The organism is Nocardia sp. NPDC005998 (assembly GCF_040614395.1).
GTDB lineage: Bacteria > Actinomycetota > Actinomycetes > Mycobacteriales > Mycobacteriaceae > Nocardia.
Genome location: NZ_JBEXUI010000014.1, coordinates 51,593 through 74,459 on the forward strand (window position 1 = coordinate 51,593; position 22,867 = coordinate 74,459).

Sequence of the window (22,867 nt, forward strand, 5' to 3'; positions counted from 1 at the left end):
GTACACGCCACGTATTGCCGCGATCGTGATGACCAGTTGCGCGACCGGCACATTTTCCTCGCCGCGCGTTATCGGCCAAAGTACGCGGCTACGCTGCTGCTGACCAGAAGTGGCCAGAGCGTCGAGGGCGCGCAGCAGTTCGGACTTATTTGCGCGCCCCACCGCGGCGATTTCCGGCTGGAATTGGTCGACGTCGACACTGGCGGCGAACTCTGCCAAGATCCGATTCCGGAAATCCAGGAGCCAGCGCTGTTCGGCCGAACGCTGGTTGGCGCTTGCCTGGGGGCGACGGTCGGTCGTGGTCGGTCCGCCGTTGTCCTGTGCAGCATCGACTGTCGTCGCATCCGCTCGGTCGGGTTGTAGAGTTGTCGGCTCCTCGGGCTCGGGCTCGGGTGCGGGCTTGGGGCTGCCGCGCTGCGCGCCACCGCGGACGATGGGTCGGTTGAGGGCGGGTTTTCTGATGTGGGGTGCGCCGTGTTGGAATCCGGTGTATTGGTCGTCGGTTCGAATGAAGTAGGCCTCGAGTGTCGGCTGGTGGGCGCCGCCTTGGCGTTGGGGTGGTGTGAGTCGGGCACCGGCTGCGCGCATATTGGTGGTGGCGTCGTTGCCTTGCTGTCCGTTGAGGTAGCGGATGGTGCCGTGCTCGTTGACGACGTTGACCGCGTGTCCTGTGGGGTGGTTGTTCTCGTCGAGCTGGGTGTGGTCGTAGTAGACGAGGATGCCGCGAGCGAGGTGGTCGCTGTTGGTGAGTTCGTGTTCGAGGTCGGTGAGGTTGTGGATGGTTCGGAATGTTGTCTGGTAATGGGTTTCGATGAAGGGCAGGTGGTATCGGCTGTCGGTGTCGTGATCACCGGTTCGGCCGGTTTCTGACGGTGCGGCGACCATGTTGGTGCGGCCGCCGATTCTGAGGTCGGTGACGATCGCGCATTCGGCGCAGTTGTTCTCGTTGCCCAACGGATTCACATCACTGATCAGCTCGACCAACGGATCGGTACCGTCTGCCCGGGTGGAGTCGGGATGGGCACCGCTGCTTTCCGTCTCGGTTACCGGCAGGGTTTCGGATTCGCGCTGGCGCAGGCCGAACAGGCGTCTGATCAACTGGTGCGCGGCGCCACCGATGGCTGCGGCGTGGTGCGCGGCGACGCCGACGGCGCCCGCACCGATGATGCCAGCCGCTATCCAGCCCGGGACGAAGATTCCCTGTGCCGAAAGCAGGGCGCCGCCCAGCAGCGGACCGGCGGCCGCTCCGGAGTACAAGACCAGATCCCTCGCGCTGGTCGCCCGGTTGTAGAGCTCCTCGGGAACGGTCTGCTGTAGGTGTCCTGCCACCCGGACATTTAGGCCGACACCGATTATCGAGGTGCCGAGTGCACCAGCGGCCACGACGAAGGGGTTGGGGGTTGCGGCTTGGAGTGCGGCGACTCCGGTGAAGCCGAACAGCGCGGTCGGGTACAGGAGCTCGACTTTGGTCTTGCTGATCAACTTCTTCGGCAGCAGCCCGCCGATTACGCCACCGATAGCGCCGGCACTGACGACCGCCGCGCTGGCCGCATCGTGCATGTGGGCCTGGTCGATGATGGCGGCCGTGCGCAGGTTCAAAATCCCGAACGCCGCATTGGTGGCGACCGTGACCAGGGAGTATTCGCGAAGAAATGGCTCATCAAAGACCGCCCGCACGCCGTCGCCGATATCGGTGAATATGTCGCGGAATGCGTGGCGGTCCTTCGGGACATGCGGCGGGAGAGACTCTCGCAGGCGAGACAGCGCCCTCAGGATCCACAGAGATGAGGCGCCGTTCGCCGCGAAGGGCAGCGAGTTCGCCACATTCAGCACGATAGGTCCGAGCGCGCGCCCACCGGTACCGGCGACATACCGATCGATTTCCGCCATGCGGTTCGCTGCCATCAGCTGCTCGGGGGTGACCAGATCTCGAACCGTCCCCAGGAGACTGCGCAGGTAAAACGTCGAAAAGAACGCCTCGACCAAGGTTGTCCCGGCGAGTACCGGGCCGATATTCGGGACCCCGAGGGCCACCGCGCTACCGGCGACGGTAGCGGCCGTGACAGTTCCCCACTGCGCGATCTGCATTGTCTTGACGCGGTCTTGCAAGTCGGCGACATAGCCCGCCAGGGGCTCGGCCATGGCCTTCGCTGCCAAGGGCGCGAATGAGGTGAGGCCCGCCGCCATCGGCGAACCTGTCAGTTTCAGCATCAACAGTGGCAGGGCCGACTCCTGAATGCTGAAACCTATGTTGGAGAGGGCATTCGGAATGTACAACTGGTCGCGATACACCTTGTTGGTGATAAGCAACTGCTTCGGTGAGACCGACTCTTCGGGCGTTTCGGGTTCCTTGGTCGGGCCGGCGGGCGATGCCGGTGCCGATTCGGCGGCCGGCGTCTGTCCGGGTTCGGCGGCCGCGCTGGCAGCCGCTTGTTGCCTCCGCTTACCGGGCAGCCAGAATGCACGGCCTTCCGGATTCCGGCCGAACCCATCGAGCACCGGGTCGAACAGACCTGGCTCGCGCCGCAGCGGCGGATCCGGTTCCAGCCCCTCGGCGCGGCCACCGGTGATGTCACCTATCGCGCTGATCCCGAACCTTGCGGCGTCCGCATTTCGATTCTCTGCCACCGCGCCGTCGCCGCTGGGCGGTAGTTGTGGGCTCGGTTCGACTCCGGTGTTCGGTTGCGGCTCGGGTTCGCCGGACTTGTTGCTCTCAGGCGGTGTGGGAGCAGCAGTTTCCGATTCGGTACGCGCCGGGGGCTCGGTGGTTTCGGTTGCTGGTTTGGTGAACAACACCCTGACGTGGGAATACTCACCCGGAGGACCAATCAGTCCCTCGATCGTGGCTTCGGTGAATCCGTACGGGGCGGCGATCTTCGCGGTATGCGTGCCCAGCGCCGCATCCTCCGTCGACAACCACAGATCCTGAATCAGCGAATTGAAGGTATCGAGGTTATCGCGTTCCCCGTGACCGACCTCCCAGAAATCACGGATGCTCCGCACGTGATGGCCGATGGCGTCCATCAGGTGGCCGAACATCTCCGTCCCGCTCGGCGTGCGTTCGGTTGCATAGATGTTCAATTCCAGCACCCCGTTGGAGTCGACCTCCCCCTCGATTCCTTCGGGAGGATGGAATTCATCGACGGGAGTGACCAAGCCGTACCTGTTGAGGTACCTGTCCAGCGGGGCATCCAGCGCGGCCCGGCGCATCTGCTCTATGACCTGGTCATGGAATTCGCCTGAACCCCCGCTCAGTATGGCGAACTGCTCCTGGTACACCTCGATTTGCGGTCGCGTCAGACCTTCGGCGTCGAATTCGGCACCACCGCGGCCATCGAGGCGCAAACGCCTCGAGATCTGGTCGAGCACCTGCCGCAAGTCCGAGCCCGCGCCCGTGGTAGACGGCTGGTTCTCGGACGTCTCCGAAGTGCCCGGGTTGTTTCGATCACGTGAGTGGTGATCGGCGCTACCCCACGGCATTCCGTCGCGCGGATTGACATTGAATCCCATGGCCACCAGCGGCACATCGCCGGGAACATGCGCATTCGGGCCGCGTTGTGGCCTGCCCGCGTCGACCAACTCGGCCGGATCGACTTCTTGATAGAAGGACTCCGCCGCACCGCGAGGCTGGCCACCAGTCGGACGCCCGCCCGCGGACCGCTTGGGCTGCTCGGGGTCGTTCAGGTCCGCCAGGTCGGAGACGGCGTTGCGGCGTTGCGGGGCCTGGTCGACCCCCGAAGAGTCGAGGGCTGCACGCTGGTCGAAGCCATGGACCTGCGGCCCCGGGGGAGAGGCGGTCGGTGCTGCGGAGGTTGATGGGCGCGGGCCGATTTCGCGTTGTGGGCCACGCAACACACGGTCGGGATTCCGTCTGCTCTCGCCGAAGTTGTACTCCTCGTCGACCTGTATCACTCTGCCAGGGAAGCGATTCAACAGAGCGTCATCGATTCCGTCGCGCAGGTTGTTGAAGTCGGGGTTGTCAAGATCGGGGTTGAGGAACAGGACCCACGCGAAGGGGCCGGTGTCGGGATAGTCGCGATAGTCGATATGGACGTGCACCGTGATCGAGTTGTATGTGATCGGGATCAGGTCCGGAGTAAGGGACTTCTTTCGCAGGTCCCCGTGGCTCGGTCCCTCCGCCTCAACCGCCTGCAACACAAGCGAATTCGAGCCATCTGCCACAGTTCCGGCGCTCACCACTCCACCCAGCGAGCGGTTATCGCCGTATACGCCCTCGAGTTTTCGGACGACGATGGTGCCCGAAATCGGCTGTGGGGGACCGGCTTCGGTGCGTTGCTCAGCGGATTCGGGTGCTGCGGCAGTTACACGCAGCCGTTCGGCGACTCTGCCTACAGCGCGGTATTCGCGTATCGCAAAAGCATTGATGCCCAAGCCGATCTCGGCTGCGGCTGCGTCCTGCGTCAGGCCGCGCAGGTATCGCAATGTTAGGCACTCCTGATGGCTGGGGTTGGTCAGCTCACCGATGGCGTCCCGGAGTGTTTCCTTGGGGGTTCCTCTGACCAATTGCAGGTCCGGGCCCGCACCGGCTCGTGCCTCGGCGTCACCGAGCAGGAGCGCCGAAAGCCGCTGGATGCCACGGTAATAGGTGTTTCTGTGGTTCGGTCCCAGCGCTTGAGCGATGGCTTTGATGGGCTGTGGCTGGATCAGCCGCATCTCTATGCTCAGGCGCTGCTTGGCGCTCAGCATGGCGAAACAGCGTTCGAAGGCATCCGAATCGTCGTCGGTCAATGCCTCCTTGACCACCTTCAATGGCTCGTTGCCCGCCGTCGCCTCCAGCAGCTTCGCGAGCCGGACGAAGATGGCCCGCTGCATCGTCCGGATGGCGGCTGAGCTGCGGCCCAATACTTTTGCTGTCGGCTCGGGCATCAATTTGCGCCGGAATCGGAGGTTGAGGACCTGGCGCTGCAGCGGGGTGAGTTGTTCGATGCCTTCCTGTAGTGCCTGCGGGTTGTTGTCGAGCGCCTCCCGAACCACCGTCGGCATGCGCTTGACAATCGCGTCGCCGCTCAGAGCCGTGACTATTGCCGCGGCGGGCACCTCGGGTCGCGGGTGTGTCGCGAGGTCGGCGGCGACGGCGTCGGCCAGGTTGCCCGCACCGGTCCGCGCCAGATTATTCACATCGCGTGGTGTCAGCCCGGTCCGGCGGGCCACTTCGGCCAAAGATGCATCCTCGGCAAATCGCAGCATTACCACTCGCTGCTCCGCGGGAATCAGTCTGCGGAGAGCGCGCCGCAAGGCCGCTTCGTTCGCGCCCACCAAGCTCTCACTACGAGAGCCAGTCGTTGTGGCGACCCCGTCGGCGAGTGCCGCCCGTACACCGGAGCGCAGTCGGTCGAATCTCGTGTCGTGATCGGCGAGTACCTCACCCGCGATCGCGTGCAATCTCGCCTCCTCCGCGGCGGCGTCCGGTATCGGCTGCAACCGAGCCGCGCGCGCATGCACCTGCGCGGTCAGTTCCTCCGCCACCCACGGATCGGACACGGTGTCCAGCATCCGCCGGAAGATGATCTGTGACGCGGGATGCGTTGCAGGGTCAAGTGCTTCGTCGGTTGGCGGGGCGTCAGGGCGTGTTGCCTCGGCTTTCGTCGCATCCCGGCCGTTGGTATCCAATGTGTGCGCGGCGCGGCTGAGATGGTGCTGATCGTGGTGCAGCTGTGAGTCGTCGGTGGAAGTCGGCGACTCGCCATCCACCGCTGCGGGGTCAGGTTGATGCTGGCCTTCTTTTCCGAAGCCGCCGCCGTCGATATGGACTTGCATCAGCTCTTGCATCTGCTTCCATCGCGGCTGCCGCTTCTTCTCGTCTCCGTCCCAGGGGTCGCCGACACCCCAGTTGCCGATCAGGTTGTTGCCCTTTGGTTTTCGACCTTGTGCTGGGTGATCGCTGGTTTGCGGGGTGGTGTCGGTAGCGGTGGTGTGGGCTGCTGCGGACTCCGGCTCGTGGCGATCCGGGTCCGCGGGCTCGGTTGCCGCAGTGGCAGATCGGTGAGTGCTCCATGGCGTCGGCGACGTTGTGCTGTTCCTCGGCTGAGCCTCGGGTATGCCTGCGGTCGAGTTGTCTTGGGCGCGTGGGTGCCCAGGTTGCGCGGCAGGTGGCCGTTGCGGAGGAGGGCTCGGATCGACGACGGTCCACGGGGTGCGCACCGTCGTCGGTTGGTCTGCGGTTGCGGACCGGTCCGTAAGGGGCTCGTGATATTCGGTGCCGGGATCCTCGCCAACTGGCTGCTGCCGACCGCCGGTGTCGGGCTCGCCGAGCGGGGCGGCCGGGGCGTCGTGGACGGTCCGCGGAGCCGGGGTGAGTACCGCTGCTGTGCCCTCCGCCCACGTGAAGCCCGAAGCGCCCAGCCATTCGGTCAACACGCCGTGCACGGTGCGGAAAGCCGGATAGGTTCGTTCGGGTTCCGGTCCGGGATCGAAATTTAGATATCGCGCCGTCGCCGTTCGGCTCGCCGGACTAGCGTCGATCGTTGCTCGGGCGGGTTCGCCGAGCACCGGATGGATGATCGCATCGAACGACAGCCCACCGCCGGACAGGACCCGGACGTCTTCGACTTCGAACCAGAAGTCGTCACCGCCGCCGCGGAGGTGTTCGGCCAGCAATTTGGCGATAGCGTATCGGTTTCTGAGCGAACCGGGTTCCGGGATCAATTCCGCCGCCGAGTGCGAGCCACTGTTTTGCGGCGGGTCCAACCATGCTGTGCCAATATTCTCGTGATCGAATTCGAAGTAGATCGTCGACAGGTCGAACCGCTGGCTCAGGCGGTAGCGCACTTGTGCCCAGAATTTGGGGCTCTGCTTCGCATGGTCGAGGATCAAGCCGCTGAAGACACCGACCAATTCCGGCTTCCCCTTGGTTATCCGCCAGTATCCGGCTCCGGCAATGATGCTCGGGCCGTGCGGATTCTCGCTTTCACGGCGCTCGTTCTCATCGGCGTGCTGGGCCAGATAGGACATGTACAGGAGCCGGTGCTCGCCGATTGGATTCGGAGTAGTGATGAACTTACCGTTGCGGAGCAATAGAAAATAATCGCCTTTGGGGACCTTTGTGTTGTATGGCTTCTCGTCCGGCCCGATGAAACCAACCTTTTTGTCCTCTCGTAGGACGATGACCTCGACCTGCCGATCCGGGTCGAACTCGGGACGGAAATTCATCTCTGCCCCGTCCAGCTGGGTTCGGCTCGGCACAGGACCTGCGGCGTGCCCGGCCGTCGACTCGTTGGACGCCGTGTCCGCCACTGTGCTGGTGGACGTGGCTGCCTCTGCGCGCAGTGTGCGGACTGTCTGTGCGAGCAATTCGGGGAACTTCGTGTCGTCCACGAGGTAGGTGAACGCGTGTCCGCGCATCATCATCGGATCCTGAAAATCCGAGCGCGGCTTTCGGCGCTCGGCAATCGCATTGTGGACCAGCTTTATCAGTTGGGCTGCGTCGTGCAACGGTTGCCGACCGGGCAGGCGAGTGACGCTGGCCGCGAAGGCGCGACTCGCTTGCTGGAGGAGATTGAATGCAGTCGCGGGCTGGCGAGATCGGGCCAGATAATATTGGGCGACCGTGACGATATCCGGCAGGAATGGTGCCGCGGCTTCGGCGAAGGTTCGGTCCGATCCGGTTTGTGCGGCAGCGAAGGCGTCCGCTGCTGAATGGAGTGCGCCGATGGCGTTGGCGATCTCGGTGTCGAAGCCACTGACCAGTCTGGCCCGCAGATAACTGTCGATATGTTCGGACCAATCCGTCCTTCGTACTGCGAAATGTTTGTTCAGCTCGTTTATTTGTACAATCGCCGAGTTGAGATACTCGGTGCGCTCTGCGTTCGGCCGGGAATTCCTGGGGAACGACCACTTATTCCCCCCGGGGATCGATTCGACGGCCGAGGTCATATTCTCGACTACGCGTCCGAGGTGGGCCGGAAGGCTGTCCAGAAAATTCAGCTCTTCAGCTGGATTGTCGAATCTGCGGGGTGTGCCTTCGGGTGCTTCGAGGGCCAGCGCACCGGCGAGGCCGAATACCGCATTCGCGGCGGCGTACAGCGCCCGAGCCGCGGGCAGGCGATCCCTGAGGTCTCGGCCGAGGTCGAAAAGCGTTGCGTAGTCGGGGATGTCTTCCGCAAGGGGATTCGCCTGGAATCGGTAGCACTGCTCCCGCACCGCGACATTGAGCAACAGCGTCGCGCCCACCGCGGCGTTAGCGGGAGGTGGCGTACCACGGCGGAATGCCTCGAGATGAGCGGCAACTTCGTCCGTCGCATGCGCGAGCAGCCGTTGCACCTCAGCATTGGACAGTGTTTGGGCCCAGTCCAGCAGCTCTCGATAGGAAGAAGCGAGCGCGTCCGGGAGTTGTGGGGGATCGGGGTTCGGCGCTCCCGATTCCGTTGCATCAATCGGTCGTGGCGCCGCATCATTTTCGTCCGCCGATAGGGGACGTTGCGGCAGGATGGGTACAGGGGACGGCCCTTCGGGCAGCGGATTCGGTTGCGCACCTTGGCGGTTCGCCCGCGCATCGTCGTCGACGCCCGGCGCGTCGGCGAAGCCGAGCCACCGGTCGTCGACGCCGCCGCGCCGCATCGGAATCGGCGCACCGGCCGCGTCCCGCGCGCGCTTGGGGTGCAGGTCGAATGCCTCGGCCGGATCGAAATTGCGGTCGAAGGCTAGCCCTGCACCAGGGGGCTGGGCAATGGGGGAGGGACGGCCCCCGCCGCCAGGTTTGCTGTGCGCCGGGGAGTCCTTTGGCGGTACGGGCCGAGGGGCGGCACCATCGGCTGCCGCATGGGCAGGAGCCGCACCACCGGATTCCGGAGAAGTACGAAAACCTACCATTTGCGCCTGCTGTGGCGGGGCGGGTTTTATGGCAGTGATCTCGTACCAGTCATCCAGTCGCTCGTCCGCGAACAGGTTTTCTTTTCCGATCCGGAATTCGATCTGCTCGAATCCGGCCTCTTCGAGTCGTTGTATGGTGACGCTGCGGGCATGGGCCGGAATTACTTCCTCGATACCCGGACTGATCAGCAGTTTGCCGCCTGGTTTCAGGACGCGGTGGAGTTCGGCCATCGAGTTCGGCGATTCAACGAATAGCACCAGCGGTGTTCGCTCGAGGTAGACCACGTCGAATACATTGTTCGGCAGCGCAGACAGATCGCGGATATCGGCGAGCAGGTCCGGCTGAGCCCGCTCGGCGATATTGACGAACACCTCTCCGGGTTCGGCCGCGCGGTAGAGATGTCCGGATCCGACTACGAGACGTGCTTCGACCCCGGACCGGCCGATCTCCGCAATGAGAGCTGGAAGATCGGTCGTCGGTGCGGTCCGAAGCGGATGCGGTTTGTTCGCGGACTTGGAAACGGCGCGATCGGACGCTTGCGGCATGCGGCCGCCGCGGCGGCGTTTGTTCATCGCATCGATCTGACGCATTTCCCGAGCACGCTCGGCACGCAGATCTTCGGACGCATGAGCGCCTTCCGGCGGCAACCCGGCGTGCTCCCGCACCATCTGCACAAGTCGCTCTTCGGGAGTATTACGCGGGGTGGGGTAGCTCCGGTACGGCTGCTGAAGGCCCACACCGGCCTTGGCCAGTCGTTCGAGGGCATCGGCGCGGAATGCGGCGAAGTCGGCACCGGCTTGCATTGCGGCCTGCAACGCGTCGAATATGATCCATGCCCGATGCTGGCCGAAACTCCCGCCCCTGAGCGGTTCGGCGCCGATGCTCACGCCCTCCATCACCTGCAGTGACATGGGCGGTACCGACCATTTGAACGCGTCGGGATGCTGTTCGCGATAGTTTCGCAGCCATTCGACGACTCGGTAGGCATCGTCGAGTTCGCGCACGTAGATAACAACGCGGTCGTCCCGGTTCTGCACGGGACCTGCGGCTTTGGCGCCGCGAACACCGGGGAAAATATCGGGTTGGTCGACGATTTCGTGCACGATGCCCTGCATCAGGTCCGGGATCGCGTCTCCATGCGGATTCACATAGACGCGGAATTTGCCGCGCGGACCCGCATTGGCGCGCATGAAGCGGAGGAAATGCATCATGTGGGGGCGAATCCCGAGGTCGGCATTGCGAGGGCGGACATCCATGGACCCGGACGAGGATTGCATGGCGGCAACCTGCTGATCGGGTGCCCGCTGTGTGAGAATGCCGATCATTTGCCGCACATAGGCCTCGGGATCGGTGACCACACTGGCCTCGCGCTCCGCTGTGTACTCCTGGTAGACATCGTCCTGATCTCTCATGGAAGCTCGGTGCTCCCAGACACGGCGAAGGAACGCCTCGAGGCTTTCCAGCGACAGGTCCGGCGGTTCGAGGCCATTGCTCAGGAAGGTCAGCGCCCGCAATTCGACGAGGTCGTCGAACGATGTGCCCGGAGGCAGTTGGAGCCACAGTTCGTCGAGCTCGCGCGGCTGATCGAATATCGTGGGGAATACCGCGATCGCCGCCTGAATCGGATCGCGTTCTGCCGCGGCGTCGGGTGTGTGGTGCTGCTGGGCTGCGCCCAATGCTTCGCCGAGCGCATGGACGCGCTCGTCGGCCGCTCGAAAACGGTCGGCTGCGGCCACCGCCTGCGCAACCCGCTCGCGGACGGTCGGATGCACCTGTCCGACCGGCTCGTTATCCGCGATGACGGCAGGTACAACGGCGATGGCATTGTTCGCGTTCAGCAGGGCAGGCACCCACTCCCTGACCGCGTTGAAATGTTTGACCAGCAATCGGATTCGTTCCGAGGTGACCGCATCCGGTGCGGCGAGCGCGGATAGCAGCTCGTCCAGCAGCGCGCGCATATCCCACAACCTCGCCAGCCGCCGTACATCTGTCCGCAGCACCACCACACTGGCCGGATCGGATGCCGCGGCGGCATCGTATTCGGCCGCGATGTCGGCGCGCACCCGCCGCACGTCGTTGGCGTCGAGCTGTGCCAACAGGCTGAGATCGAGATCGCTCGGCGGTGTGCTCGACTGTGGAGCGGTTGCGGCATTGTGGAGCTGGCGAACCCGATCATCGATCATTCGGTAGTGGTCGACGGCCTCCATTGCCCGCTGTACCTGCTGGCGGACGGTCGGCTGAACCTGCCCGATCGAATCGTTGTCGGCGAGGTCATCGGGCAACATGGTGGCGGCGTTGTTCGCGTTCATCAGGGCCGCCAACCACGCTGCCGCGGTGTAGAAGTGCGATATCAGCAACCCGAGCCGTTCGGGTGTGACCGTCGGGGCCGTACCGTTCACAGCGGCCGCCAGCTCATCCAGCAGCCCGGTCATGTTGTTCAGCTGCTGCGCGCGTGCGGCGTCCGCGTTACTCGAATCCGCTACCGCGGCATCGCGTTCCGCCGCAATTCCGGCGCGCACGAGGGCCAACTGTTCGGTATCGACCGCCATTGTCGGATCCGTGGCAGCAGGGGGGCCGGGTTCGCTGTTGGCGGCAGGTGTGGGGCTGTTCTGAGTGTCGGGTGCCGACGCTTTGTCGGGGTTTTCGGGTGGTTGGTTGCCGTCGAGGGTGTGGTTGAAGACGCCGCCGCGCTGGAAGGAGACGGGGCCGGGTTCGCTATCGGGTGCGGGTTGGTTGCCGTCAACCGCCTCGAGTTGCGCCATGGCAGTACGGTGTTCGGCCAGGACGTCTTCGGCGATGTCGAGTAGTCGTTGCCTGGCGGCTTCGGGTTCGGTGGGGAGTTGTTCTCGGGCGGCGCGGGCTCGGACTCTGGCGGCCAGGTTTCGTGCGATGAGTGGGTTGCCGAGCCAGGCCGTCAGATGGTCGTAGACCCAGCGGTTTTCAGCACGTGCTGCGGTCTCGTCGGAAGCGTTTGTCGTTTCGCTGGAATCTGCTGCGGTGTGCGCTGATTCGACATTGGCCTGCGGGTACTCGCTCAGCGGTTCGTTCGCGTCGTCGATGACGACGGTGACATCGCGCGGCGGTAGCGTCGAGGTTGGTTGCTGTACTTCGTATTCGGCGGGTGGCGTCGAATCCGGTTCATCCGCATCGGTTCTCGCTGGGGTCGGCGTTTCGGTAGGGAGGAGGCCACGTCGTTCGGCGGGGGGCGGTCCGGGCAATTCCGGAATCGACCCCTGCGACTCGCGGAACTCCTCGAACGTCATGGTTGACGGATCGGGTCTCGACTCCGCAGGTCCGGTGGTGTCGGAATCAGTTGCGGCCGAGATGAGTGCGTCGGTGGTCGCTTGTGGATCGTCCGGTTGCGGGGGCGCATCGGAATCTTCGGCGGCAGAATCGTCAGGGGCAGTGGGTAATTCGACATCAACCACGGCTGGTGCGCCGGGCTCGCTGGCATGCTCGATTACTTTGCCCAATATGGCCAGCGAGCCCGAGAGCCATTCCGGAACTCCGTACTCGGCGAACAGCGGCCACAGCGCCTGGACGTTTCGTGTGTACCTTTCGAGCTGGGACCGGCTCCGACCGTTGGGGACCCAGTCGAAGGGGTCCTTCTCGCGCTCAGGGTGTACGGCGCTGACATACGGACGGGAGAACGGGCTGCTGGCTGGGTCCAGGAGCAGGTCACCGTAGGCGAAGGCATGGTCGTAGCCATACAGATGATCCCCGTCCTGCAGCACGTTCTCCTGCCGGTCGTAATTGTTGACCGTCAAGTCGAGGAGCCCCAATTGCTCGGCGTCCGAGTTGTCCCGCAAATCCTCCATGGCCCGGATCCCTCCGGGGTCATCGTCGGCACCCCATATGGTTTCGCCGGGCAGAAGTGGCATCACCACGGAATCGTCATCGTCGCCCGGTAGCACGGGCGGCACTGGCGCCTCCATCGCATGGCCGACCGCGGACACGAGTATTTCGGCGATGCGGCCCCGTCGCGTCAGACCACTCTTCTCGACCGCTTTGTAGCCGTCGGGGTAGATGAGCAGCTCCGTAATGCTGTTCTGGCTGAACATCCAGTCGGGCATCTCCCGCCGCGGTCGTCCCGAACGTTTGGCTTTGGCGAGGCGCGCGGCGAATTCGTCGGCAGACGGCATCCGAAACTTGCGATCGGATGCCGGTGGCGTCGGTTGGGGCTGTGCGCTCCGTTCGGCCTCGGTTGCCTCCTCCGAGCGGTCGGGCTCGGTCTGCCCATCGGGTGCGCCAGGCCTGTTCAGCTCACCCGTGCCGTGCTCTTCGACTGGTAGCGGCTCGGACTCATACTCACGGGGCGCACCGCTGTCGCGCGGCCCTGCCGTGGGCGAGTGGTTGGGCTTGGAGAACGTCACATCGACGATGACGTGTTCCCCGAAGGGGCCGACCAAATGATTGACGGTCACCTCGGTGAACCCCATCGCAATGGCCATCTTGCCTGTGAACGTCTGGCGTGCCGAATCCTCCGGGGAAAGCAGATCCTGTCTGCTCGCATTGAATGTGTCTAGATTGTCGGGGAATTCGTCTTCCGCCGACCATGGTTCATGGATGGCGCGGACGTCAGGTCCGATCGCGGCCATCAAGTCTCGGAACATCTCCTGGCCTGAGGGTGTGCCCTCCGCTGCGCGGATCTGGAATCGGAGGACACCCTCCTGATTCACCCATCCGTGGACGCCGTCGTTCTCACCGGCGAGGTAAGTTTCCGAGTGCATGGCGATTGCGACATCGGCATGGCGAGCCAGGTATTGGGCGGGTGTGACGGACGCGCGGGGAACGAGTCCTTGGGGGAACCAGAAGTAACGGTCACCCCACACCTCATGTGCCTCGGCGCGGGCCGATTGCGGCGCTCCCCGCGAGCGCGACACCTCGTTGGGATACAGCTTGGCCAAGGTCGACCATTCGTTTTCCTGCAACGGTCCGTCGATGGTCCGGGGCGGATCGAAGTCCAGTGCCATCGCTGCGCGGGTGGGCCGGTCGGGAATACCGTCGGGAAAGTGCTCAGGGAACCGGTCGGAGTCGTGTCGGCCGAGCAGTCTGCCCAAAGCCTGTTCCGCCTCGACCCGATCTGCCGCCTCCACCGGCGAATACACCAGTGCACGCGTCTGCTCGGCAGTACCCGACCCCGGTACGAATTCGTGAATCATGCCGTCGTCGGTATTCGGATCGCGCACCTCGACTACTCTGCGGCCGTCGTAGACGAGCGTTCTGGCGCGGTCCACACCATCGATGTACTCCAGAACCACCGCAGTCTGTCCGGGAAGTCCATCCCGAATCAGCTGCTCGGCGATCTGGTCGGCCGAACCGAGGTCGCGCAACTCGGCGCCCGCTTTGTTGAGTGCCGCGTGTGCTTCCTTGGACAGCGCGCTCAGATCCCGCGGCGGTTCGGCTCCACCGCCGAGTTCGCCGCCGTCGTCGGAATATTCTGCGCCCGCGATAGTTTCGTCGGGCGATGGGGCGGCGACATCGCGACGCGGTGAGGCAGGGGTCGGCTCGTCCTCGACATAAGTGGCTTCTCCGCTGTCCTCGGTCAACGGCTCGCCGCGAACGTCCAAGCTTCCGGCCTTCATCGCGGCCTCGGTTCGATTTTCGACACCCAGCTGCCGGAAGATATTTGTCAGATTATTCTTGACAGTCTTTTCGGATATTTGTAGAGCATTCGCTATCTCGCTGTTGCTTTTTCCTTCGGTCAGCAGTTCCAGTATCGATGCCTCGCGTTCGGAAAGCTGGATGGGTGCCGTCTCGGCCGTTGTCTCCGAGTCGCCCGTCGGAGTGACAAGACCCAAGCTTCGCGCTTTGAGCGCGGCTTCGGTTCGATTGCTCACTTCCAGCTTGTCCAGAATCCTCGATACGCGATTCTTCACGGTTTGTAACGCTTCGCCCAGGTTCAGTGCGATCTGTGTCGCCTGCACCCCCTCGGACAGCAGTTGGAGGGTCTCCAGTTCGCGGGGGGAGAGCTTGTGGCGAATGCCGTATGGATCGAGAGCCAACTCGGCAGCCTGCACGGCCGCCTCGGTCCGATTGGTTACGCCAAGCTTCTTGTAAATCTTGCTGAGGCGGTTCTTGACACCTTTCTCCGATAGGTGGAGTGCCTGCGCTATTTCCTTGTTCGTTTTGCCTGCGACGAGGAGGGCGAGTGTCTCGATATCGTGGCTGGACAGCTCGCTTCCGTCCGGCTCCGGTGCGTCGCCGCCGTTGAGATCGAACAGACTCCTGGCCTTGAGTGCGGCTTCGGTCCGATTGCGGACGTCGAGCTTCCAGAAGATGTGCTCCAGATGCTGGGCGGCAGTCTTCTCTGATATACCGAGTTGCTCTCCGATCTCTCTGTTCGTCATGCCCTCAGCCAGCAAACGGAGCGTGTCGGCCTCGCGCGGGGTCAGGACGTCGCCACTCGGCCCCTCGATGGGGTAATCCGCAAGAAGGGAGTTGATCCCGCCGGTGTCCGTGCCGTTGCCGCCTTCCGACTCCGGTGGGGCCGAGGGTGCGGGGGCGCCAGAGTCCGGGCGGGTATCGGGTTGTCCGGTCAATGGCGCATCCGGTTGTTCAGTGCGCGGATCCGGTGTCGTTGGACGCTCTTGCGGTGCAGGGTTTTCCGGGCCGAACCGGTTGAGTATCCAGGGGGCTTCACCTGGGCGCCATCGCCTGAACCGGCCGTCGATCGCGCCAGCGGGGTCGTGGAACTGCACCAGTGGTCCGGGTGGCGAGTCGCCCATTCCCGCACTGCCCCCACCTCGCCGGGGGTTTGCGGTCGTTGGTTGTTGCGAATCTGGATCCCGCGGCGGTGCCAGCGGTGCCGCGGCACCCCCGGTTTCGACGACGCCTTGGGCCGCGACCATGGTGCGCGCAGCGGCATATAGCTCCTGCGCTTCAGGGAAGCGATCGGTCAAGGTACGCACAGCGTCGAGCAGTCCGGTGGCATCGTCTGGAATAGGGCCGGGTAGGGCTGCCCTGGTCATGAGCCGATGAAGTGCTTCTCGCACATACACGCCCAATTCCCGCGTTGCACCCACCATCTCCTCGACCGGTGGTCGTTCGTCGTCGCCGAACGCTGACACGCGTGCCGTCATCGCGGCGTGTTTCTCGGCGACAAAATACCGAAGCTGTCGGTCGTCGTAACTGGCCGCCCATGCGCGAAGCTCTTCGAGCGGGTCGGCGGCGAAGTCAGGAGCCGAATAGACTGTGTCGTCGACATGCAATAACGCGTCACCCGACCGCACAGCCGCAAGCAGTTGTCCATATTTGACACCGTCGTGCCGCTGCCCCACCGCGAAGGGAGCGGTGTCGCCCCCCATCTGCCGGTAATGTTCCTGCTCTCGTTCGAGGCGGAATAGTGTCACCGGCGCTGTAGTCGGCCCCAGTTGTGCGAGACGCGCCACCCATTCGCTATATCGGGCGCTGCCCGCCCGAACTTTCGATATCCAGTCCGGTAACCGGGTAAGGAAGTCGTCGTCGAACTCTGGGATGGCACTCGGCGGCAGTCCATGATTCTCGAGCACCCAGTTCATCAGAAGCCGCGAGACGCGGCCGTTGTAATGCAGAGGGTGGATAGAAATGAACCGATGCTGCAGAGTGGCGGCTAGCTCATATGGATCGAGATCGGATCCTCGCTTTGCCTCGTTGTACCAGTCGCACAACATCTGTAGTTCGCGACGAACCTCGTCGCGTGAGGCGAACTCCAGGTACTTGATGACGCCATGCACATCGGGTCCAGCGGGTGGTGGCAGATACGAAAGCGCCGGGTTTTCCTCGATCGCCGCTATCTGATCTTCGGTCGGAGTCGAGGTCAAGACACATATCCGCAGACCCGGGCCGGCGAATTCCCCGCCTTTGTCCGACGCAGTCAATGCTGCGAGCCTCATGTGCAGGTCGACGATAAAGTCCACCGTCAAATCCTGATCACCGTACTGCCTGGCAAGCAATCGGGCATCCAAATAGCCTGCCCACTCTTCGATTCCGAAAATTGTTTCCGGCTGAGGTTGATCCGCGATAATCGCGATGCTCAGATACTTCTCCTCGATCAACAAGCTCGCTTCGAGGAGGCGCTCGGCCTCGGTCGCTATGCCGAGAGTCGCCAGGCGATCGGCAATTATGGTGGCGGCTTCGGTCTTGGCAGCTGTGTCCGAAGTCGGTGCACTGTTCGGCTTGTGCGGGTCGGGATTGAGGTGGTCGGGCTGGACCCTGGCAGCCGGCGACCCAACGCCGCCGGGGTTCGCTGCACTGCCGTCGGGTTCGGGATTCCTCGCGCCCGACTGGTGACCACGGCGGCCATGGGGGCCAATCGGGCCATCTGCCGGGCCATGGTGGTACCGCACGAATGGGTCGAACTCGGCAGTTCCTACCCCGCCAGGGAATCGCTGACGTGGTGTACCCGCGTGGTGGTGTCGAGCATCTGGGCCGGATGGGCGCCGACCTGTGGGGCCAGCAGTGCCGCCGGTGGTCCCATCTCTCGTACTTTCGGGGGCCGGAGTCTCACCGGCAGTCGCATCATCTGGTTCGCGCTCGTCCTGGTCATCCGAGTCCGGTGGGTCGAATACCGTGCGCAGCACGCCGCTGGCCTGCGCCAGAATCTCCTGTGCGGCGGCGGTGTCGAGCTGGAACTCGAAGGCCGCCTCTTCGTTCAGCTCGTCGATGGCTTCCTCGAGCGAGACCGACTGGAGGAATACGAGTTCGACCAGACGCGCGGCAATGTCTGCGTTCGGCAGATTCGACAGTGCTTGTCTGATTCGCTCGGCGAACTCTTGGTCGATAGTGGCGAGGGTGGCGTCGGCCGTTTTCGTGCTGGCGGGAGTGGCTTCGTCGTCGGGAGTGGCGTTTTGGTCGGCCACGTCCAGGGTTCGGTCCTGCCCGTACGGCGTGTCGTCGAACGATGGGAATTTGAGCGCGATGGTCTGTCGCGCGAAGGAGACCTCGGCCGGTGTCAGCCCGAGAGCCTGGGAGATTTCACCATTGCTCGGTTTGACATTTCTATTTGTCTCTTTCTGCTTATTGACATAGGTGTAGACCCTGACCACTTGAACTCGTGTCGGTCTGTCCAGACGCGGGAACAATGATTCGAAATAGGTGGTCAGCATCACACCTCGTGCCGAACGCCAAGCATGGGCGGCGAATGGCGGTCCGCCCGGCACGTGGTTCGTAATCGCACTGCGAATCGCGAGGGCGAAGACTTGCATGAGGTCGTCTCGGGAGAGTTCGCTCAACTCGGTCAGCGTGCGCCACTTCCAGGCGGCTGCCTTCGCGATCCACAGGTACTGCAGCAACAGCTTGTTCTGGATTGCCAACTCTTCCGGCGATCCGGGGGCGGTATCGAAGAGATCCCAGAGGGCCGCTTCCTCCGGCCTGTCGTCGGGTGATTCTCCCGGTTGGTATTCGGGGCTCAGGAACTGCTCCGCGATCGAACGCACATAATCGCGGGGGAGATTCAGCGCGTCGCGCATGGTCCGCAGGAAGTTGATTGTGACGGTGCCGCCGTTTTCCACATCGAACACAGTTCTGACATTGCGGTCCATGCGGGCGGCGAGCTCCCGTTGTGGCAGTCCGTAGTGCTGCCGGATCGCCGCGAGCAAGTCTCCGATCGACGACCGGTAGGTGTCGAGGGCGGGCAGCGCTGTGCTGAAGAAATCCTCGAGCTCTGGTTGGAAACGCTGAATTGCGGATCGTACGACTTCGTTTGAAATCCCGAGGGCGGTGGCGAAGTCCCGCAGTGCGTATGGTCTGGTTTGGCGGTGGTTGTTCTCTGCATTCCGCAGCGTCATTATGTCTCGTCCCGCACGCTCGGCCAGTTGCGTACGGGTCCATCCACGGTGCTCGCGAGTGGCTTTCAGCCAGTCGCCGAGAGTCTGATAGCGCGGGTCAGTCGGATCGGGCGGCGTGAAGCGTTCCGCGGCGGCGCGCATTGTGTCCTCGGGTATGCCGAGGGCTGCACCGAAGGCTGCCAGATATTCGGGGGTGACGTCGCCGCCATTCTCTGTCCTGCCCACTGTCTGGCTGGCCCAGCCCATGCTGTTGGCGAGTTCCTGTTGGGTCCAGCCATGGCGCTGACGGTTGGCTTTGAGCCAGTCGCCGATGACTCGGTATCTAGGGTTGGCCGGGTCCGGCATCGCTGCGAGGAAGTGATCCGTCAGTTGGGGCTTGAAGCGTCGTACTGCAGTCAGCATCGCGTCAGCGGAAATGCCGAGGGCTGTGCCGACGTCTTGCAGGTAATCGGGGGTGACCCACGTGCCGTTTTCCGCTAGGTACACCGAGTTGGCGCCACGTCCCATTCGCTCGGCGAGTTCTCTTTGGGTCCAGCTGTGACGCTCGCGGTCGGCTCTGAGCCAGTCGCCGATCGTCTGGAATTCAGGGTCGGTCGGATCGGGCTTCGGCGGGAGGAAATGTTTCGCGAGTCGGGGTACGAACCGCACAACCGCCGACCGGATGGTGTCATCGGGTATGCCGAGGGTCTCGGCGAAATCTCGCAGATAGCTTGCGGTTAGGCGGTGATCGTTTTCCGCCTTGCCCAGTGTCGCCTGGCTGTATCCGAGCCGGTCTGCAAGCTCGAGCTGGGGCAGCCCACGGTGTTCCCGAATTGCGCTGAGCCAGTTGCCCATAGACAGGAGTTCAGGGTCGTTCGGATCGGGTATCGAGAAATACTGCTCGACGAACTGCAGCATTTCGTCTGGGATGCCGAGAGCTTCGCCGAATGCCCGTCGATAGTCCGTACTGATGCCGCCGCCGTTCTCCACTGCCGACACCCTCGAGGGGGGATAATTCATGTGATCGGCGAGTTCTCGCAGCGATAGTCCGTGGCGCTTGCGGTTGGCTTTGTACCAGTCGCCGGTCGACCGGTATCGACGGTTGGACGGGGCGGGATCCTCTTCGAGGAAATGGTCCGCCAGTTGGGGTTCGAAGCGATCTATGGCGGCGAGCAGTGTGTCGTCGGGAATGTCGAAGGCTACTGCGAAGCTTCGCAGATAGTCGGGGGTGATGCTCTTGTCGTTCTCGGCACCCCACACGTTATTGTGCGCCCGATTCACGCGTTCCCCGACTTCCCGGAGGGAGAGTCCGTTGTACTGGCGGTGGGCCCTGAGCCAGTGGCCCATCGACCGGTATCTGGGGTCGGTCGGGTCGGGATCGTTTTCGAGGAAATGGTCCGCGAGTTCGGGTTTGAAGAAGACTGCGGCGGACAGCATTGTCCTTAGCGGGATGCCGAGGGCAGCGGCGAAGTCTCGCAGATATTCAGCGGTGATGCGATGACCCCGCTCCGCCTGTCGTGGGGCTTCTCTGTTGCGGCCCATGAGATCCGCGAGTTCCTGCGGAGTCAGGTCGCGATCCTCCCGGACAGCTTTGAGCCAGTCGCCCATCGACTGCAGTGCGACGTCGTTCAGGTCGGGAACAGGCTCCGACTCGGCCGACGTGGAGCCGGGATCAACTGCCGATTGGGGGGCAGTGGATTGTCCGGGCTCAGGTGCAGTTTGATCTTCGGTTGCCGCGGAATCGGTTTCGACCGGGGTCGAAGTTGGCTCGGGCGATGACGGCGGGGTGGCCGTTTCGGAGCCAGGGTGGTCGTTGTCCGGAGTGGCGGCCGGAATGCCGAGGCCCGATGTGCCATCGTGCGGTGTATGCAGTTCGAACCAGGTGGATTTGCCGTTGTCCTGCACGGTCGCACCGTGGTCATCCGACAGCATGGCGACGAACTCGCCGCCGCGGCCGCGCTCGGCGTCCCAGTCGGGCATGCCGGTGCTTTCCGGGACGACTTCGCTTTCGTCGGTGACCGTGAATCGAGTCTTGCGGACGTCGTCGATATCCGCTGCGGTGGCGATGACCGCGACCTTGCCTTGGGTGTGCCGCAGCGAATTCGCCACCAACTCCGAGACCAGCAGTTCCGTGGTGTCGATCTGGTCCTCGGTGAGCCAGGCGAACTTCTGCCGCAGGGAACGCACCCACGCGCGGGTACGGCTGGCGGCTCGAACGCGCTCACCTTCCTCACCTACGTCGCCGGTCGCTTCGTCGGCTTCGCGTACCACAAATTCTTCGCGGATCGGCTGCGCTGAGGGCTGGTTCTTCTTCCGCTTCTTCGGCTGCGGGGTTGGTACGGGTATCGGTGCAGGCGGTTCCAGTGCCGCCTCCGGTGGTTCGGTCGGAGGCTGTCGCGGCTCGGGTGGTGGCGTGTTTTGGTTGCGTTTCTTGGGCCTGCCTGGTGAGGCCGAGGCCATGGGGACGGGGCGTGCCGATACGACTGGTTCCGGTAGGGGTCCGGCGAGTGTGGTGGCGGGGGTGCCGCCGCGGGTGGGTTGGATGGTGGGGTCGGGGATGTACTGGGTGCTGTCGCGGTTGAGTTGTGGTGCTCCGGTGGGATCCGTTGGGGCGCCGGGGGTTTCGGGGCTGGGTGTGGTGGCGTAGTGGGACGGTGGGTTGAGTTCGGTCGGGCGGTCGGCGGGTGTGGCGGGTAGGTGTGGTGCGGGGGTGTTGTTGTAGCGGGGCAGGGGTGGTTCGGAGTCGTGGACGCGGGGTTTTTGCCCGTCGCGGTCGTTTTCGGCGGGTGCGCCGGGGATGGCGGTGTCGGGGATCGGGACCTGTGGTCGGTCGGTGAGGGGTATGGCGGGTCGACGTTCCGGTACGGCCGGGGTGGACGGGCGCGGGACGATCGGGATTGCGTTGGGGGGTGGGCCGTCGGGTACGTCCGGTTGGCCGGGGATCTTGTAGGTGGTGCCTGAGGGTTTGGTGTATTCGTCGGGTGCGTTGTCTGGGAATTCGTCGACTTGTGGTTGGGTGGGGACGTAGCTGGGCATTGGGGGTGTGACGACGGTGCCGATGCGGTCGGGGAATTCTTCTGGCTCGCTGGGGATCCCGTTGTTGTCGGTGGGCTGCCCGCCGGACATCGCGGGCGGCGGTGTCGGGGAGGAGCCGGAAGCAGTATCGGTATTCGAGGGTCCATGCCCGCTCGGCGGTATCGCGGCAGCGGCCAGTGCTGCCGGTGGGATGGCCTGGGCGGCAAAGTCGTTCCTAGGCACGCCCGGTGTCGCGGCGGGCGGCTGCTGCGGCGAGTTGGCTTGTGCGGCTTGTGGTGTGACCTTCGGTTTGTGTGTGTTGGAGTGTGCAGGTTTTGCGGGGGCGTCGACGACTGGCCCGGCATCGAGGAAGTCGAGGTCGACGATGCTGGCTTCGTAGGGGGCGGTTGGTGTTTCGCTGGGCACGTGCTCGGCTCCGGCAGCACGTGGGACGAGTGCTTCAGCTGGAAGTTGCGGCTTGCTGCCGGCGATGCCGAGGTCGGTGGTTGTGGCGGTGTGGGTGGTATCAGCCTGTGCGGGGGTGCTCGTCGGGAGCGCCGATCCTGGTGCGGTGTCGGGTCGGCCCTCGGCGGCGAGGATTGTTCCGGCGAGGCTCGGCTGCTCAGTGTCGGGTCGGCTGCTGTGGAATTGGGTGGTGCCGGGGCGGTCGGTCGGTGCCGGGGTTGCCGGTGGGGTGATGGGGTCGGTCGGCGCGGGTGTGTAGGTGCCCTGGGTGAGTTCTTCCAGAGCCGCGTCCCAGGCGCTCCAGCCGTGGCTGGGGTCGGGTGCGTTTCCGGGGGCGGTCGGTGGTTGGGTAGAGCCCGAGAGTGGTTGGGCGCCGCTGTCGTCGGCGGGTAGGCCGAGTTCCTGGAAGATGGTCCGGGCGATCTCTTCGATCTCGGCAATGGTGTCTTCATGCGGCCGTGCGTGCCCGTCGCGAGTAGTGCGTTGGTTGGCCGAATCGGTTTCCGCTGGGAGCAGGAGCCCATCGAGCCAGCTGTCGTCGAGTTCGGTGGCGGTTGCCGCGAGGGGGCGGACCTGTGTGCTCGTGGTGCGGGTGGGGCGGGTGGCCGTAGCCAGGCCGCCGCCCGTCAGCAACGTCTCAGCGAGGTTGCGGCCACGCAGTTCGGTGCCGGTGCGTGCGGGCATGGTTATGGCACCGCCGCTCCCGGAGGCACTGGCGAAGGTGATGGCCAGGTCGCGTCCGGTTGTCCGGGCCGACTGTGTGGTGATCTTCGTGCGGGCCGGTGGTGTCGCTGATCGGCTTGGCTGTGGC

General features: G+C 64.1%; 1 protein-coding gene (only partly in view). It reads right to left on the reverse strand.

Every position in this 22,867-nt window falls within one protein-coding gene, locus ABZ293_RS20495, for an MFS transporter, read on the reverse strand. The gene is 42,516 nt long; 16,344 of those nucleotides lie to the left of the window and 3,305 to its right, leaving coding positions 3,306-26,172 in view, spanning codon 1,102 (partial) through codon 8,724 (complete); reading right to left, the first codon wholly in view occupies positions 22,864-22,866. Both codon boundaries (start and stop) fall beyond the window edges.